The organism is Rhodocyclaceae bacterium (assembly GCA_020248265.1).
Classification (GTDB): domain Bacteria; phylum Pseudomonadota; class Gammaproteobacteria; order Burkholderiales; family CAIKXV01; genus CAIKXV01.
In genome coordinates this window covers 1-14,609 of the sequence record JADCHX010000027.1, presented here as the reverse complement: position 1 = coordinate 14,609, position 14,609 = coordinate 1, and the positions used below count along the sequence as shown (strand labels likewise).

Below are 14,609 nucleotides of genomic sequence, written 5' to 3'. Positions count from 1 at the left end.
CCCTGCCCGGACTTCACCCGCTTTACGGCCAGCTCCTTGAACTCGGCCGTGTACTCCTGCTTCGGTATCTTGAACATCTGCTCCCTCCATGTCCGTCATCCTAACTGCTCCGATGGAAGACGAAATTTCGGGGGAAGCTCATCGCCCCATGATGCATCGGTCTGACTGCAAGGATTGACGCAGCACTGAGCGGTTTCGGCATCGGGCCTACATTACGGCCTATACCTAGAAGGTGCGCGTGGATGTGGGCAGGTAGTGGCAGGCGTGATCAGTTAAACCTGAGCCCGAACAAGCCGCCCGTCTCCGTCGCATCAGTTAGCTTAGTCGCGCACACGAAAGCAGCAACGTCAAAGCCCGGACGGAAGCCGTCCCGAGGCAGCGCATCCGAATTCATCGTGACGATGTACTGATAGCCAACCGACGCTGCATGGTCGGCGCCGAGTTGAAGCGCTTTTGCCACTTGGCGCTCGTCGACGCCATCGAACAGATGGCTGTCGTGGATGAGGAAACCGGGACCTATTCCGCGCCTAGTTGCGAGGTCGACGAGCATCAGGTCGAAGCAAAACATCTGCATGTTGGTGATGCCTTTGCTCCGCTGGGCGTCGATGCGGACATCAACGATCGGGCCGTTCGGCGTCGCACTGATCGTCAGGCTGCCAGCCTTCTCGTACAGCGCGTTTGAGAGTTCTTCGAAAGTGAGGATGGCCTCGGAGATGAACTCGGCCCGCTCGTGAAGATCCGACTGAAGCGCCTTGAGCAAGCGGGCTCGCTCGATCTCCAGTTCGACCTTTGTGCTCTCGATGCGCTCGGCAGTGGCGAGCCGTTGGCGCAGACCTTCAGCCTCCGCTTCGCCACGGACTGCTTCTTCCTGAAGTCGGGCGTAGTGCTCCAGCGCGCCCCCCGATCGTAGGATGCCCATAAGCTGACGGCGACGTGCGTCGAGTTGCTCGCGTCTGCTGTCCCGCTCGGATATGCGGAACTCGGCCACCTCAATCTCATTCGCGAGATGCGTACGACGATTCTGGACCACAGCCTGATGAAAGGCAGCGACCTCGTCAAAGCGACGGGCCACGAGTCTAGGCAAGATCACGCCGGCCTCGCGGTAGAGCCGGTCAAGGTTATCTGCCGCTGGCGGCTGCTCGCTGTTGATCGCATCCTGCAACTGGAGGATCAGTTCGCGGTCAGTCGTGTTTTCGTCATTGAGGCCCGAGATGTCCCGCGTCAGCACAGAGGCTTCTCGCTCGATGTCGGCGTACTGCGGCACAACGTTGAATGAAGCGAGCTGTTCTCCCAGGCGCCGCGCGCGGGCCTCGGCGATGGTCAGCCGGGTGCGCAGATCAGCGGCTGTGCCGAAATAGCGCCCGAGGCCACCATCCTTCGCGGCCTTGCGCAATTCCGCCATGGCCTTTTCCTGCGTACGGATCTCTTGGAATTCTTGTGGGATACGGGCGTCGAGGCCCAGCAAGTAGGATACCGCGACCTGCTGGTCCCAAGCCTGCTGCATGCTCGACTGTTGAGTCGGACTGACCAGTCCACCGCTATTCTGGCGCCGCGCGAAATAAGAGAACAGCGACCGGAACGTAGGCCGGAACCGCGCCCGATCTTCGCCCTCAGCGTAGTCAAGACCGAAGAAAACGCTCCCGAGGACCGCACGCCATTCGTCGTTGGTAAAGATCAAGTCGCCTGATCTTGCGTCAAGCCTGGGTTGTATCGGCCACGCCGACGTGTCGCCCCGAAGGTGGACGCGCGACGGCTTCGAACCCGATCGGGAAACGTCGACAGTTGTCCCACCAATATCCACGCGGGTCTCGAACGACCAAGGGGTTAACTCGGGCGAGCGGAAAATGCTGTCCTTGTCGGCGTTTCCACCGAAAACGAAGTTAACAAGCTCCACAAAGCTTGTCTTGCCAGCGCCGTTGCGCGATTGGCGGTCAGTGGCGCCCTTACTCTTGTCAGCGAGGATAATGTTCAGCCCGCGCTTGAAGGTCAGGGTTTTGAAGCTGGGCAGGTCGCTCCTGATGCCGTGGATCATGAGGAGGTCTTCCGAAGAAGGCCACGGTTAAGCTCGATTGCTCCGATCATGAAAAGAAGGTCGAGCGTGAGGACGAACCAGTCATAATTGATCGGGGCTGGCTCGCCAGCGTCGCCGCGCTTTGAGCGAACGTCGTCCCATAACCGAGACACTGTCATTGGCTCGCGGAGAGAGGCGAGCAAGTCACCTCCAACGGCGAGGAGCGCTCGATCGGGACGGATATGCTTGGTTGGCAAGATCATGCGCGTATATGCTTCGCAACATCCTCGAAGATGTCGCAGCGCTCAAAGAAGTAAGAGAGGATGGCAAGAACGGAACCTTGGCGCGACGGCTCGCCCTCCATGCCGCCGGCGAAGGATTGTAAGTCGCTGAAGATCTCGTCGGGGCTGAGATCGACCGCCTTAAGACACTGGTAGCGAGCCCTGAAAGCCTCGGCGACATCTTCGCCAAAGCTTGGGTCTGGCCACGTGTCGAAGAAATCCTGCACGAGCTTCTCGCGACGCCGTCCCTGTCGGAGAAGCAGCGCTGCATCAGGAGACAGCGCATTGTTCTGGAGCTTGATCGCTGACGGAGCGGCAAGAGGTGGCTCCGCGCCTGGATCCCGGCGCTGGATCGCGAGCAGGACCGGGCGCAGATCAGTGAAGGCGAGCCGCTCTAGCGTCCGTTGTGATGGAGCGCTTCCGAACAGTTCTTCAAGCTGATGGAGCGCGAGCCGCATCACGACGGCGCGCATCTCCGCCTCCCCGAAAACCGCGATGGTGACAGTAGGGTTGGCTTCGCGCAACTCGTCGAGCCTACGCACCGCCTCGGCGGGCAAGCCTCGCCCGTCGTTATGGACCAGTTCCCAGCGCCGCATCTTCGCGCCCCAGTGGGCAAGGGCGCCAGCGAAGTCTTCGTTGATCTTCGCGATTAGCGCCCCGAGTTTATGGGAATCGGGCGCGTAGGCCTGAAACACAGTTCCGTCGCTCGGACGAAAGCCGTCACATTTGAGATCGCCTCGCGCTCCATAGGGACGCACTGGCTCGAAGTCGCCTGGGAAGCCGTGGGACATCACCCGCGCGAACAAGCTTTCGAATGCCTTGCCCTTTTCGCGAAGGAACGCGACCTCGAACTTCAGGCCGTAGAAGCTGCGTTGCGTGTCGTCCAAGCCGTCCCTCATTCCGTTTGACCTTGTTGCCCCTGATGTTTCGCCCCCCCCTGGATCCCGTCAGCATAGCCGCCTGCCGGAGATCTACCTCGCAGAGGATGGCGAAAACAGGCGAGTTTGTCCTAGACCTTACCTTTAATCCGACGGGCAAGCGTTTCCCCGAGTTCGTACGCCGCGCGATCAGACTGGTCTTCCCCGACGGCCGGTGCCGACAGGTCTGCCTGGCAGTAGCGGCAGCGCACGGCCTCGGCGCGCACGAGCTCGGCGCACTGAGGGCAGCGACACATGTGGCCCCCTCGAAGTGCGGCCTCGTCCAGCCGCTGCTGGTTGGGCTTGAGCACGAGCGCCACGCCGATGCCGACGATTGGGGAAGCCACGAGCGCGAGCAGTGCGACGAGCCCGCCGCTACGGCCCTTCCTGTCCGCTATCACTCCGGCCATGACAGCGCCGGCAATCCAGAGCACAACGATCTCCAAGGCTGCCCCCTGAGCGCGCGGCGCGTCCGGCGGGATCCGGACGCCCTCCCTCGGTAGTCAGCGTAGGCGACGAACGTGGCGCCCGTCAATGATCGGTCAGCACATGCCGGGCGCATGGACGCCCCTCAGCCGTTGCGCCGCTGCGCGCGTCCCAGGGTCGCGGGCAACGACGCCGCGATCTCGGCCTCTGAGCCTCGGAAGCTGTTCACATCGTGCGCCTGGACGTTGACGTTCACCACCATGCCAGCCGCGGCACCGGGTGCGTTGTTCGGCACGATGAACTCCGGTCCGCGCTTGCCGACGATGTAGCCTCCACGGGCCGTGACCGACCCGCTGTTCGCACGAAATCCGATCGTCTTTAGGATCGAGCCGAAGAGCTCGCCGAGGCCGCCGCTGCTGCCCGCTGCCCCACCTAGGCGCGTGGGACTCAACCACTCCAGGACCGGCTCGGTCACGAGCTTGCGGGTGCCGAGCTTTAGGCTTGGCGGGGGTTGACGCCCCCTCCCTGACTACTTGCAGAAAGCCTTCGAGTGGCGAGTTGCGGCCCTAAGCCCCGATGGCCCACGACGGCTCACCTCCTAAGGCCGCCAAGCGCTTGGTGGCTGTTAGCTCCGAAGACGTTTCGTTTGGCCGGCCTCCGGCCTCACGTAGCGACTGCAGTATCGCAGGCGCGGGTGTGGACAAAATAGACCCAGGATACCTTTGGGATCTCGACCCGGAATGAATCGCAGGCCGTCCAAGGCACTGGCGGACCGCGTGGCGGACTGAGCCAACCGCCCTTCCGCAGGCCGCATCTACGCTAGCCCTTGACGCCTCTTCGGTGAGCCTCGAAACGCTGGATGAGGTAGCCCTCGAGTGCCACGTTCATGCACAAGTTCATCGGGTGAGCCTATGGCGGCTTATGCGCGTGGCCTCCGCGCTCACTCTCTGGACGATCCGCCCACAGGTAGCTCCAGCGTTCGATGCCGCACATCTGTGCATGGAAGGCGCGCACCAGCGGGTCCTTCAAGGGCAGCAGCACCAGGAAGTGGATCTAGCTCGAATGTCGTATCAGCGATACGACAATCTGCTGGTCAGGGTAGGTCTCGGCAACTTGCAACTGCGGCGCAGGCTCTTCTCTTCAAGGTTACGCCCGTTGTCGGGCACCAATTGTCGCCACAGTGTAGCGACAATCTCCGCCCCATAGCTGACGCGCTGGCTACCCAGCCGCTCAGTGAGGGTGCGTTGCCCGATATCGTGTCTGCGGCCGCGATCTGCGCCACCTCGGCCTGCGAACCTCACAGGACGCGGATCGAGGCCCAGGTTGTGCTGGGCCGTAACGCGATCAATCGCCTCGTCGCGTCGATCCGCAAGCCTTCCGGGCGCTGGGCGGCCACGCGCATCCATAGGCGCAAGAAGAGCCAGGTGCCGGAGATGTACCGCGAGGAAGTTCCGTACCTGCGGGCGCTGCCGCTGGAGCGGTTTCAGTACTTCAAGCAAGGGACGCGCACCGTCGATAATGCTGGGCTGGTGCAGACAACGCCGCCTACTGCGCAGCCCGTCAGTCACCACCGCACCGGCACCCATTCCCCCTCGCCTCGACGCGGATTCCCGACGCCCATGTATTTCTACTATGTGCTCGCCGTCACCCTGGCCGTCACGGCATTCATCGCGCACCAGGTGCTGAGGCGGCTCGCGGTGCTGCGCTCCGGCGGCACGGCCACTGGCACCGTGGTCGGACATGAGATCGAGGACGGCTACGAAGCCACCGTCGACCACCCGGTCGTGCGCTTCACCGACCATCTCAGGCAGGATCACACCTTCCGCGCCGAGGGTCCCCGCTCGCAGTCCACCCGCTTGGGCGCCAGCGTGCCGGTGGTCTACCTGCGATCGAACCCCGAGCAGGCCTACGTGCGCAGCTTCCTGTGCATGTGGTGGAACGTGCTGCTGTGGAGCATCGTGGCGGCGGGCTTCTGGGGGGTGATATTCGGCGTCGAGTGGTGATCGCCGCATGATGCGCGGTGAATAACGCGCGGTTGCGGAGAATATGGCTCATAATCTCCGCATGAACGGCGGCGAATACACTTACATCTGGCAGTCCAGCGAATGGCCAGATTGGCGCTACGACCTGGCTGCCCTGGCCCAGTTGTTGGCCGACGCCAGCCGAGCCCAGGGTCTCTTGATGGGACGACTGGCCGATGTCGGAGTGGCTCTACGCGACCAGGCCAGCCTGTCGGCGCTGACCGAGGACGTCATCAAGACCAGCGAGATCGAGGGCGAACAGCTCGACGTCGAGTCTGTGCGCTCCTCCATCGCTCGCCGACTCGGCGTCAACATCGGTGCCCTGGCCCCGGTGGACCGGCACGTCGAGGGCGTGGTCGAAATGGTGCTCGACGCCACCGCCAACTGCAACGCCAGGGTCACCCGCGATCGCTTGTTCGGGTGGCATGCAGCACTCTTCCCCACCGGCTACTCGGGACTTGTCCGGATCAATGTGGGCGGCTGGCGTGACGATGCCACCGGTCCGATGCAGGTCGTCTCTGGCCCGCTGGGCCGCCAGCGCGTGCATTTCGAAGCGCCGCCGGCCGATCGACTTGATTCCGAAACCGACCGCTTTATCCACTGGGCCAACAGCGCGTCGAACGAGCCACCGCTGATCAAGGCCGGGCTTGCGCACTTGTGGTTTGTCACCCTGCACCCGTTCGACGACGGTAACGGCCGTATCGCGCGCGCTATCGGCGACCTGTTCCTGGCGCGCGCCGATGGTAGCCCGCAGCGCTTCTACAGCCTGTCGGCGCAGATCCAGCGGGAGCGCAAGGCCTACTACGACATCCTGGAACGCACGCAGAAGCAATCGCTCGATGTCACGGAGTGGCTCGCCTGGTTTCTGGAAACCCTGCACCGCGCCGTCGATCAGACACAGCACACGCTCGACACCGTGCTGGCCAGGACGCGGTTCTGGCAGCGCTGGGCTGCACCGGGTTCTGCGCCGCTGAACGAGCGGCAGGTGAAGCTGGTCAACCGGCTACTTGATGGATTCGAGGGCAAGCTCACCAGCAGCAAATGGGCGGCGATCGCCCAGTGTTCGCCGGACACCGCACTGCGCGACATCACGGATCTGCTGGCCCGTGGCGTCCTGCGCAGATCGGACGCGGGTGGACGTAGCACAAGCTACGAGCTGAACGACTCGCCAGAAATCCTGTTCCCCGCCCAGGGCTGGCGGTGACCCCACTGGGGCTGGCGCGGCGTTTGATGGACTACGGGTCGCTAATCCTCATCTACGCGGGTGCCAGCAACGTGAACTGACTGCGCGTGAGCAGCTTCCTGAAGTCTCGATCGAAGGTCACGAGGTGTTCACCCTGGTGCGCAACCGCTGCAGACAACCAGGCATCGGGCAGATCGTTGCCTGTCAGCTGCCTGTCGAGGCAGAGTTGCCGCAACGTCGACCACTCCGGGCCCACGGGCGCGAGCTGAACACCGGGGCACGCCAGAAGCGCGTCGATGAACGCGACTGCATCCTTGATCGGGGTGGCCGACTGGAAGATCTTCGGGCTCGTGACCAGCCGAAGGAAGCTGGCAAGCACCATCGGCATCAGCGTGAAGGATGCGCTGGCCCTGGCGGCGCCGATCGCCCCCTCGAGCCAGTCACGCGCGACGCCATGGTGCGGGTGGTCGCTGCGCGAAGCAGCGACCAGCACGTTGACATCAGGCGTCATCGTCAAGGGCTTCGAGCAGCGCCTTGTTGCTCAGTGGGTTCACCCCCTTGGCCAGACCGCCGCGACCCTTGAACACAGGCAGACGAACCCTGCCGAGCGAGGCAGCGTCCGCCTTCGCGCGAAGGCGCAACTGAAGCCCTTCCTCGATCAATCGCGTCAGGCTCGTGCGCTGCTGGGCCGCCAGCGCCTTGGCATCGGCCAGCAGTTGATCGTTCAGGTTGAGCGTCGTCTTCATGCGCTGAGGATACAGATTTCTGTACTTGAGCTGCAAGATGCCTGGGTCAGGTCCAGCGCACAATCTCCTGCATTCAGTGCTTGCATTGCAATCATCGGTTAAAGTCCAGGCCTGTTCCAGCACTGGAGCCCCGCCGTGGCCAGCATCACCATCCGCAACCTCGATGACGACATCAAGCAGCGCTTGCGAGTGCGCGCCGCCGAGCACGGCCGCTCGATGGAGGAGGAGGCGCGCGACATCCTTCGCCGGGTCATGAGCGATGCCGCCTCGCCACGCGACCTGGCTGCTGCGATTCGCGCCCGCGTGACTCCGGCTGCGCGAGCCGAACTCAAGCTACCCGCTCGCGAGCCCATGCGTGAGCCACCCCAACTCGGTCGCCAACCTCGATGATCGTCCTCGACACCAACGTCCTGTCCGAACTCTTGCGACCGGAACCGGACAGGCAGGTCGAGCAGTGGCTTTCAGGGCAGGACGGCGCACAGGTTTACTTCACCACGGTCGGCGAAGCAGAACTGCGGCACGGCGTGGCCATCCTTCCCGCAGGCAAGCGTCGCAACGCGCTCACCACCGCGATCGAGGGCTTGCTGGACGAAGACTTCCGCGATCGCATCTTGCCGTTTGATCGCGCTGCGGCCTGCGCCTACGCCATCATCGCCGCCGCACGCCGTGCCGCGGGCCGTCCGATCAGCCAGTTTGACTGCCAGATCGCCGCGATTGCCCGCGCCCGAAAGGCCGCCGTGGCAACCCGCAACACGAGCGACTACGAGGACTGCGGTATCGATCTGATCGATCCCTGGAGCCTCATCGCTCGCTGATGAGCGGCCGTCACGGACGAGTATCCGCGACGCCCAGCTTCAGAGCACTCCACGAAAGGCCGAGAGTGCCTTCACGGTCTGGCTGAGCCCCTGCCTGCGCAGGATTTCGAGGTAGTGGTCAACCTCCAAAGGGGGGCTCTTCAGTTGCTGGCGCTGCCGCTGCGCAGCGGAGACCACGGACGCCGGGTCGAGATCGAAGAGGTTCTCTGTGAAAACATCAGGGTGTTGCGCCTCCATCCCGAAGGCATCGAGCACATCGGCGGGGAAATCGCGCTCGTTGAACGTGACGATCACGCTCGCGTGGCAGCGGATGGCTGTGGCCAGCACGTGGTGGTCATTTGGATCGGGCAGCGACAGACCCGCCATCAACGGCTCGAAGCCCGTCACCAACGCCCCAGGGATGGCGGTGAACGGTGAACTCGTCACTCGTACCCCAGGCGCAGGTCCTGGGCCTGCCGTGCCAGTTCCGCCATGGCCAGGCTGCTCGATCGGTCGCGTTCGGCCTTGAACGCCATCAGATCGGCAAAGCGAACGCGGCGGTGCTTGCCAGCCTTGTGAAAGGCGAGCGCACCGCTCTCGAGCAATTTCACCAGGTGGGGGCGAGACACGTTCAGCATGTCTGCGGCCTCCTGCGTCGTCAGCTCGGCGTGAATGGGCACGACCTTGACCGCGTTGCCGTCGGCCAGTTCAGCCAGGATGTCGACGAGCAGGCGCAGGGCTGAGGTGGGAAGCTCGACCGCGTGGGCGTGGTTCTTCTCATCGAAGATCTGGATACGCTGCGTCTCGAAACGGGTGCTCAGGTAGGCCGCAAGCGCGCGCTGGCTCTCCACGGCGGCCGCGACTTCGCGCTCGACGGGCAGCGGAGTCTCCAGAACGGGGAGCGGGTTCATGTCGGCACTCGGGCAAAAGACCGCTTCAGAGTGTATTCAAAACAATCTCTAATCGCAACAATCGAAACGCCAGTGTCAGCGCAGCAGTTGCCACTGTACGTCTGATGTACTAACATACACGAAATCTCGGAGAGCATCGCCATGACAACCGCCACCCGCTCCGCCCGCCTTGGATTGCGTGCCACTCCCCGGCAGGAAGCCGTTTTGCGCCGGGCGGCCGAGATGTCGAACAAGTCGATGACGGAGTTCATTCTCGACAGTGCATACCAGGCCGCTGAGCAGGCCTTGCTGGATCAGAGGCTGTTTCTGGTGACGGGCAGTCAATCGCAGGCCCTCCTGTCCATGCTGGATAGACCGGCGCGGGACAACCCGGGCTTGAAGGAGTTGTTTTCTCGACGTGCGCCATGGGCTGAAAAGGTGTGACTGATGGCTCTGGGCGCGCCACAGCCGCTGGACGCCGGGCACCTGCTGGACGCCTTCGACTGCGGCAACCCTGCGCTGAATGAGTGGCTGGTTCGGTATGCAAGACAGGCTCATGCCAGCGGTTCGGCCAGAACCTATGTAGTGGTCGATGGCCAGCGCATCGCGGGCTACTTCAGTCTGGCCGTGGGGCAGATCGATAGCGTGGAAGCGCCTGACCGCGTGCGCAAGGGTATGGGCAACTATCCCATCCCGGTAGTCATCCTTGCACGGCTTGCCGTGGCCATGGTCGACCAGGGCCGCGGCCTCGGCGTCGGCTTGCTTCAGGACGCGATCCGTCGCACGCTCATGGTTGCAGATCAGGCTGGCGTTCGAGCGTTACTGACCCACCCGATCGACGAAGCCGCAGCCCGCTTCTACTTGCGGTTCGGTTTCGAGGCGTCTCCGGCGCGCGAGCAGCAACTGATCTTGCTGCTGAAGGATGCGCGGCGCCTTTTCGGTGAGTCTCGAAACGCTGGATGACGTCGCCTTCGAGTCCCGAGGAGACCCCGTCCGCAGCCCGGCACGGCTATGCAACAAGCTTGATCAGGTTGCCGATTCGCTCCGCGGCTAGCGCGCCCATCGCCAGAGCAGCGACGGCGTTGCAGCGGTCGGCGGCCGAGGACTGCAGGGCGTTCGCCAGGAACTTCGCTCTTATCCCCTCATCCGTCATCGGATTCGCCGCCGCCCCGCTCGCATGCGGGATGTGGATTTCGAAAGTCTTCCCTCCGGCACGCATCACCGCGAACGCCTCATCCTTCCCGAGCGATGCATCGCCGACGGCGCTGACCTTCCCGCGTAACCCTGCGATCACCGGGTCTACTGCCTTCTCGTCCGTGTACTGCGGGATCCCCGCATTGCCGTCCACGTACGCCACCGCCGCCGAATGCTTCCACGAGAACTTCGACTGCAACCCGGTCGACGGGTCCGACACGCCGGTGATGCTCAGCACCAGCGGATGCACCCGCAGCGCGATCGCCTCGATCTGCGCCGGGTCGACCGGGTAGCGCTGCTTCATCTCCACCATCGCATCGATCAGCGGATGCAGCAGCACCCCGCAGGCATACGGCTTGTGGCCGTTGGTCTCGATCACCCACGGGCCGCCGAGGCCTTCGATGAGCCGCTCCGGCTCGCAGCTCTTGCTGTAGATGCGTCCGAAGCCCTTGTTGCCTTCGACGATCTCCTGCGTGCCGTCGAAGCCCTTCGAGGCGAGCAGTGCGGCCAGCAGTCCGTTCGACGCGGCCTTGCCCGCATGCAGCGACTTGCACATCGTGCCGCGGTTCTGTTGCATGCCGGCGGCCTGGGTGGCGGCGATCGCCAGTGCGTAGGTCATCTGCTGGCCGGTGAGGCCGAGCAGCTTGGCGCAGGCGGCCCCTGCGGCGATGGTGCCGAGCGTGCCCGTGAGATGCCAGCCGCCGTCATGATGGCCGGGGGCGGTGCGGCCGACGCGCACGCCGGCTTCGAAGCCGGTGGCGTAGGCGAGCATGAAGTCGCGGCCGCTCACCGGCGTGCACACCGGGTTTGACGGGCCGCGTACTTCATCGAGGTGCTCGCTCAGCGCGAACAGCGCCGCCAGGATCGGCGAGCTCGCATGCAGCACCACGCCACCCATGTGGGTGTCGTCGTAGTCGAGCAGGTGGCCCATCTGGCCGTTGGCGATCGGGGCTTCCAGCAGGCCGAGCTTCAGGCCGCGTCCGATCACGGTAGCCACCGGGCGGCCGCCATTGAGCTTCAGCGTCTCGAGCGTGATGTCGAGCTCGGGGTGATGGCTGCCGGCCAGGGCGCAGCCCAGCCAGTCGAGGATGCCGCGCTTGCATTCGCGCACCGCAGCCGGGGTCAGCGACTCGTAGGTGGTCGCGGCGAGGTGGTTGCAGAAGGTCTTGGTGAGGGTGACCGTGCGGGTATCGAGGGACTGTTCCATGGCTGTTCAGGTCTCCGTGACGGCGATGCCGTCGTGCGCGCCGATGAACTCGAGCACATGCCGTGCGCAGGTCGCGGGATGGATCATGTGCGCCATGTGGTAGCGCGTGGGCAGGTAGGCGATGCGGAAGTCGGCCAGGCGTTCGCGCAGCAGGCGCTCCTGTTCGGCATCGGTGATCGGGCCGGCGTCGGGGTACAGGCCGAGCACCGGCAGCTTCACGTCCGGCAGGAAGCCCTCGGCACTCGCGGTGTTGAGGATCTCCACCAGCCGCAGCTGCACCTCGAAGTCGTTGGCGGCGAAGGTCTTCGCGTACCAGGCGAACATCCCCTCCTCGGTCTCGGGCGGGAAGCGGGTCGAGCGGTTGGTGGTGTCGACCCACTTCGCCGCGCCCATCTCGCGCATCGCGTCGGTGCGCGAGCCGCGGCCGAGGGCATAGCTCTGCTTCATCTTGTCGCTGATGAACACCGGGGTCGCGCAGATGGTGAGGGTGCGCAGCAGGTCGGGATGCTGGGCGGCGAGGCCCAGGCCGAGGATGCCGCCGAGGGACTCGCCGCAGAAGTGGATGCGGTCGGTCGGTACGGTGTCGACCAGGTGCGTCACCAGGTCGGCGAGGTCGTCGATCAGGATCTGCGGGTCCATCTGCGTCTTCGGGTCGAAGTTCGTGCCCGACTTTCCGAGGCCGCGCATGTCCGGCCGCACGACCTTGTAGAAGCGCGACAGGTAGGGGACGCTGCGATACCAGAACTCGGCCGAGCGGCCGTTGCCATGCTGCAGGATCAGCACCGGGGCGTTGCGCCAGGGGTCGGTGAAGTCGTCGAGGTGGTAGTGCAGGTCGGGCTGGCCGGGGCGCTGGAAGATCGGCATCGGGGTCGTTACCTCAGAGCGTCTCGGGGGCGAGCTTCGCGCGCTTGATCACCTTCGCCCACTTCTCGCTGTCGGCGCGCAGGTACTTGGCGAAGGCGGCGGGCGTGTTGGTGACGGCGACCGCGCCATCGCCGGCGAGGCGCTCGGCCACGGCGGGGCGGCGCATCGCCTTGGCGGTGGCCTCCTGCATCGCGGCGATCGTCGCGGGGGCGGTGCCGCGCGGGGCGAACAGGCCGTACCAGCCGTTCACCTCGAAGCCGGGCAATGCGGATTCAGCAAGCGTCGGCAGCTCGGGCATCGCGGCCGAGCGCTTCAGGCTGGTCACCGCCAGCGGGCGCAGGCGTCCGGCGCGGATCAGCGAGGCCGAGGCGAGGAAGTTGTTGAGCATCGCCTGCACCTGCCCGCCGAGCAGGTCGGCGGTGGCGGGCGCGGCGCCCTTGTACGGCACATGGATCAGATCGATGTCGGCCATCGCGGCCAGCAGTTCCATGCCCAGGTGCGGGCCGCTGCCGTTGCCGGACGAGGCGTAGGTGACCTCGCCCTTGCGCTTGCGGGCGAGCGCGATGAACTCCTTCGCGCTCTTCACCGGCAGCGCCGGGTGCACGACCAGCACGAACGGGTATTCCGCGACCAGGGTCACCGGCACCAGATCGTTGTCGTTGTCGTACGGCAGCTTCGTGTACAGCAGCGGGTTGATCGTGTGGCTGGCGATGGTCAGCAGGAAGGTGCTGCCGTCGGGCTTCGAGCGCGCGACCGCGTCGCTGCCGATGATGCCGTTGGCGCCGGGTCGGTTGTCGATGATCGCCGGCTGGCCGAGAGCCTCGCTGAGTTCCGGGGCGATGGTGCGGGCGAGCGCGTCGGTGCCGCCACCCGCGGGATACGGGACGATCAGGCGGACGGCCTTGGCCGGGGCGGGCTGCTGGGCGCGGACGGGGGCGGGATTGGCGAGGATGGCCATCGAAGACGCGCCCGCGACGACCAGCCGGCGGCGGAGGCCGTCGGCCGGAGTAACTGTCGATTTCATGGAGAACCTCCTGGACCGCGATCGTATCCGCGTAACAGGACATCGGGAGGACATCGGGGTCAGACCCCGGGGTCTGACCCCGGGGTCTGACCCCGATGTCTGCCGACTTACGGTAGCGCGGCGCGGGCGTTCCGGTGCCCTGGGGCGGTTTCCGGCGAGGCAAAGCCGATAGAATCCGCCCACTCTCACCCGTCCTTCCGGAGGTCGTGTTGCTCGAAGTCTCCGCCCTCGCCGCGGCCCGTGGCGATCGGGTGCTGTTCGCCGGCCTGGACTTCTCCGTCCCGGCGGGCGGGCTGTTGCAGGTGACCGGACGCAACGGTACCGGCAAGACGACGCTGCTGCGGGTGCTGGCCCGGCTAGCGCGCCCGGAGGCGGGCGAGGTGCGCTGGAATGGCACGGCGACCACCGAACTCGGCGACGAGTTCTTCGCCGACCTCTGCTACCTCGGCCACGCCCCGGCGATCAAGGACGACCTCACCGCGCGCGAGAACCTGGCGATCTCGGCCGGAATCGCGGGCGTGGCGGTGGATGCCGCGGCCATCGACGCCGCACTGGCCGAAGTCGGACTCACTGGCCGCGAGATGCTGCCCGGACGGGTGCTGTCGCAGGGCCAGCGGCGGCGCGTGGCACTCGCTCAGCTCTACCTCGGCAACCGCAAGCTCTGGCTGCTCGACGAGCCGCTCGCCGCGCTCGACACCGAGGCGGCGGATGCGTTCATCGCACGGCTCGGACGGCACCTGCACGGCGGCGGCGTGGCGGTGGTAGCGACGCACCAGGCGATCGAGCCGGCGGCACCGGCCACCCTGCATCAGCTGCGCCTCGGTGGTGCACGATGAAGGACGCACGGCAAGGAGACAGTGGGGAAAATCGGGGTCAGACCCCGATTTCCGGCGCGGTGCCCGCACCGTTTCTGCGGACGCCGTTGACCGTGCTGCGCCGTGACCTGCTGCTGACGCTGCGCCGGCCGGCGGAGCTGCTGACCACGTTGTTCTTCTTCATCATCGTGGTCAGTCTGTTCCCGCTGGGCATCGGGCCGCAGCCGGAGCTGTTG

Annotated in this window: 19 protein-coding genes; 8 read left to right on the top strand and 11 right to left on the bottom strand. The window is 65.1% G+C overall.

Annotated features, from left to right (window positions below; translation table 11 throughout):
* Positions 1–268: 268 nt before the first annotated feature.
* The 4 genes from ING98_20490 to ING98_20475 form a co-directional block, all read right to left on the bottom strand.
* Complete coding sequence (locus ING98_20490; GenBank protein ID MCA3104256.1) at positions 269–2,032, bottom strand: DUF2326 domain-containing protein; 1,764 nt, start codon at positions 2,030–2,032, stop codon at positions 269–271.
* Between the two features lie 238 nt (positions 2,033–2,270).
* Positions 2,271–3,179 carry a hypothetical protein gene (locus tag ING98_20485; GenBank protein ID MCA3104255.1) on the bottom strand — a complete coding sequence of 303 codons (909 nt, stop codon included), beginning with the start codon at positions 3,177–3,179 and terminating at the stop codon, positions 2,271–2,273.
* A gap of 122 nt (positions 3,180–3,301) precedes the next feature.
* Complete coding sequence (locus ING98_20480) at positions 3,302–3,655, bottom strand: zinc ribbon domain-containing protein (protein MCA3104254.1); 354 nt, start codon at positions 3,653–3,655, stop codon at positions 3,302–3,304.
* Positions 3,656–3,780: 125 nt separating this feature from the next.
* Entirely contained in the window at positions 3,781–4,086 is a 306-nt protein-coding gene (locus tag ING98_20475) for a hypothetical protein (protein MCA3104253.1), read from the bottom strand.
* A gap of 793 nt (positions 4,087–4,879) precedes the next feature.
* Here ING98_20475 and ING98_20470 point away from each other — a divergent pair.
* Both ING98_20470 and ING98_20465 read left to right on the top strand, forming a co-directional pair.
* Positions 4,880–5,638 carry a DUF3592 domain-containing protein gene (locus ING98_20470; protein MCA3104252.1) on the top strand — a complete coding sequence of 253 codons (759 nt, stop codon included), beginning with the start codon at positions 4,880–4,882 and terminating at the stop codon, positions 5,636–5,638.
* A gap of 61 nt (positions 5,639–5,699) precedes the next feature.
* Positions 5,700–6,860, top strand: coding sequence for a Fic family protein (locus tag ING98_20465; protein ID MCA3104251.1), 1,161 nt, complete (start codon positions 5,700–5,702; stop codon positions 6,858–6,860).
* 52 nt (positions 6,861–6,912) lie between these two features.
* On the opposite strand, the gene ING98_20460 is transcribed toward ING98_20465, so the two are convergent.
* Positions 6,913–7,350, bottom strand: coding sequence for a PIN domain-containing protein (locus ING98_20460; GenBank protein MCA3104250.1), 438 nt, complete (start codon positions 7,348–7,350; stop codon positions 6,913–6,915).
* A complete protein-coding gene (locus tag ING98_20455) occupies positions 7,340–7,585 on the bottom strand; it encodes a DUF2191 domain-containing protein (protein MCA3104249.1) in 246 nt (81 codons plus the stop codon). The genes ING98_20460 and ING98_20455 overlap by 11 nt, the downstream gene beginning before the upstream one ends.
* A 135-nt stretch (positions 7,586–7,720) precedes the next feature.
* Here ING98_20455 and ING98_20450 point away from each other — a divergent pair, with 135 nt between their 5' ends.
* Positions 7,721–7,975 (top strand): plasmid stabilization protein, encoded by a 255-nt coding sequence (locus tag ING98_20450; protein MCA3104248.1) that lies wholly within the window; start codon positions 7,721–7,723, stop codon positions 7,973–7,975.
* Entirely contained in the window at positions 7,972–8,400 is a 429-nt protein-coding gene (locus ING98_20445; GenBank protein ID MCA3104247.1) for a type II toxin-antitoxin system VapC family toxin, read from the top strand. The genes ING98_20450 and ING98_20445 overlap by 4 nt, the downstream gene beginning before the upstream one ends.
* Before the next feature lie 39 nt (positions 8,401–8,439).
* On the opposite strand, the gene ING98_20440 is transcribed toward ING98_20445, so the two are convergent.
* Positions 8,440–8,826, bottom strand: coding sequence for a hypothetical protein (locus ING98_20440; GenBank protein MCA3104246.1), 387 nt, complete (start codon positions 8,824–8,826; stop codon positions 8,440–8,442).
* On the bottom strand, positions 8,823–9,290 hold the full coding sequence (locus tag ING98_20435) for a helix-turn-helix domain-containing protein (GenBank protein MCA3104245.1): 468 nt from the start codon (positions 9,288–9,290) through the stop codon (positions 8,823–8,825). Before ING98_20435 ends, ING98_20440 begins: the two co-directional genes overlap by 4 nt.
* A 141-nt stretch (positions 9,291–9,431) precedes the next feature.
* Between ING98_20435 and ING98_20430 the strand changes: the two genes are divergently transcribed.
* Entirely contained in the window at positions 9,432–9,713 is a 282-nt protein-coding gene (locus ING98_20430; protein MCA3104244.1) for a DUF1778 domain-containing protein, read from the top strand.
* A 3-nt stretch (positions 9,714–9,716) separates the two neighbouring features.
* Positions 9,717–10,232, top strand: a complete 516-nt coding sequence (locus tag ING98_20425; GenBank protein MCA3104243.1) for a GNAT family N-acetyltransferase — start codon at positions 9,717–9,719, stop codon at positions 10,230–10,232.
* 46 nt (positions 10,233–10,278) lie between these two features.
* Here ING98_20425 and ING98_20420 read toward each other — a convergent pair whose 3' ends face one another.
* From ING98_20420 to ING98_20410, 3 genes are read right to left on the bottom strand one after another with little or no spacing between them, the layout of a single operon-like run.
* Positions 10,279–11,670, bottom strand: coding sequence for an MmgE/PrpD family protein (locus ING98_20420; protein MCA3104242.1), 1,392 nt, complete (start codon positions 11,668–11,670; stop codon positions 10,279–10,281).
* A gap of 6 nt (positions 11,671–11,676) precedes the next feature.
* The gene (locus ING98_20415; GenBank protein ID MCA3104241.1) at positions 11,677–12,534 is read right to left on the bottom strand and encodes an alpha/beta hydrolase; all 858 of its coding nucleotides are present in this window, start codon (positions 12,532–12,534) and stop codon (positions 11,677–11,679) included.
* 13 nt (positions 12,535–12,547) lie between these two features.
* Positions 12,548–13,558 carry a tripartite tricarboxylate transporter substrate binding protein gene (locus tag ING98_20410; protein MCA3104240.1) on the bottom strand — a complete coding sequence of 337 codons (1,011 nt, stop codon included), beginning with the start codon at positions 13,556–13,558 and terminating at the stop codon, positions 12,548–12,550.
* A gap of 209 nt (positions 13,559–13,767) precedes the next feature.
* Between ING98_20410 and ccmA the strand changes: the two genes are divergently transcribed.
* Together ccmA and ING98_20400 are read left to right on the top strand one after the other, a co-directional pair.
* Complete coding sequence (gene ccmA, locus ING98_20405) at positions 13,768–14,394, top strand: cytochrome c biogenesis heme-transporting ATPase CcmA (GenBank protein MCA3104239.1); 627 nt, start codon at positions 13,768–13,770, stop codon at positions 14,392–14,394.
* The coding region (locus ING98_20400) for a heme exporter protein CcmB (protein ID MCA3104238.1) at positions 14,391–14,609 on the top strand (219 nt) is incomplete at its 3' end. The genes ccmA and ING98_20400, both read left to right, overlap by 4 nt.

What these genes read in the sequence shown, in the direction of transcription:
- ING98_20490 (MCA3104256.1), bottom strand. Translation starts at nt 2,032, where the DNA reads ATGATCCACGGCATCAGGAGCGACCTGCCCAGCTTCAAAACCCTGACC.
- ING98_20465 (MCA3104251.1), top strand. Translation starts at nt 5,700, where the DNA reads ATGAACGGCGGCGAATACACTTACATCTGGCAGTCCAGCGAATGGCCA.
- ING98_20460 (MCA3104250.1), bottom strand. Translation starts at nt 7,350, where the DNA reads ATGACGCCTGATGTCAACGTGCTGGTCGCTGCTTCGCGCAGCGACCAC.
- ING98_20455 (MCA3104249.1), bottom strand. Translation starts at nt 7,585, where the DNA reads ATGAAGACGACGCTCAACCTGAACGATCAACTGCTGGCCGATGCCAAG.
- ING98_20445 (MCA3104247.1), top strand. Translation starts at nt 7,972, where the DNA reads ATGATCGTCCTCGACACCAACGTCCTGTCCGAACTCTTGCGACCGGAA.
- ING98_20435 (MCA3104245.1), bottom strand. Translation starts at nt 9,290, where the DNA reads ATGAACCCGCTCCCCGTTCTGGAGACTCCGCTGCCCGTCGAGCGCGAA.
- ING98_20430 (MCA3104244.1), top strand. Translation starts at nt 9,432, where the DNA reads ATGACAACCGCCACCCGCTCCGCCCGCCTTGGATTGCGTGCCACTCCC.
- ING98_20425 (MCA3104243.1), top strand. Translation starts at nt 9,717, where the DNA reads ATGGCTCTGGGCGCGCCACAGCCGCTGGACGCCGGGCACCTGCTGGAC.
- ING98_20420 (MCA3104242.1), bottom strand. Translation starts at nt 11,670, where the DNA reads ATGGAACAGTCCCTCGATACCCGCACGGTCACCCTCACCAAGACCTTC.
- ING98_20415 (MCA3104241.1), bottom strand. Translation starts at nt 12,534, where the DNA reads ATGCCGATCTTCCAGCGCCCCGGCCAGCCCGACCTGCACTACCACCTC.
- ING98_20410 (MCA3104240.1), bottom strand. Translation starts at nt 13,558, where the DNA reads ATGAAATCGACAGTTACTCCGGCCGACGGCCTCCGCCGCCGGCTGGTC.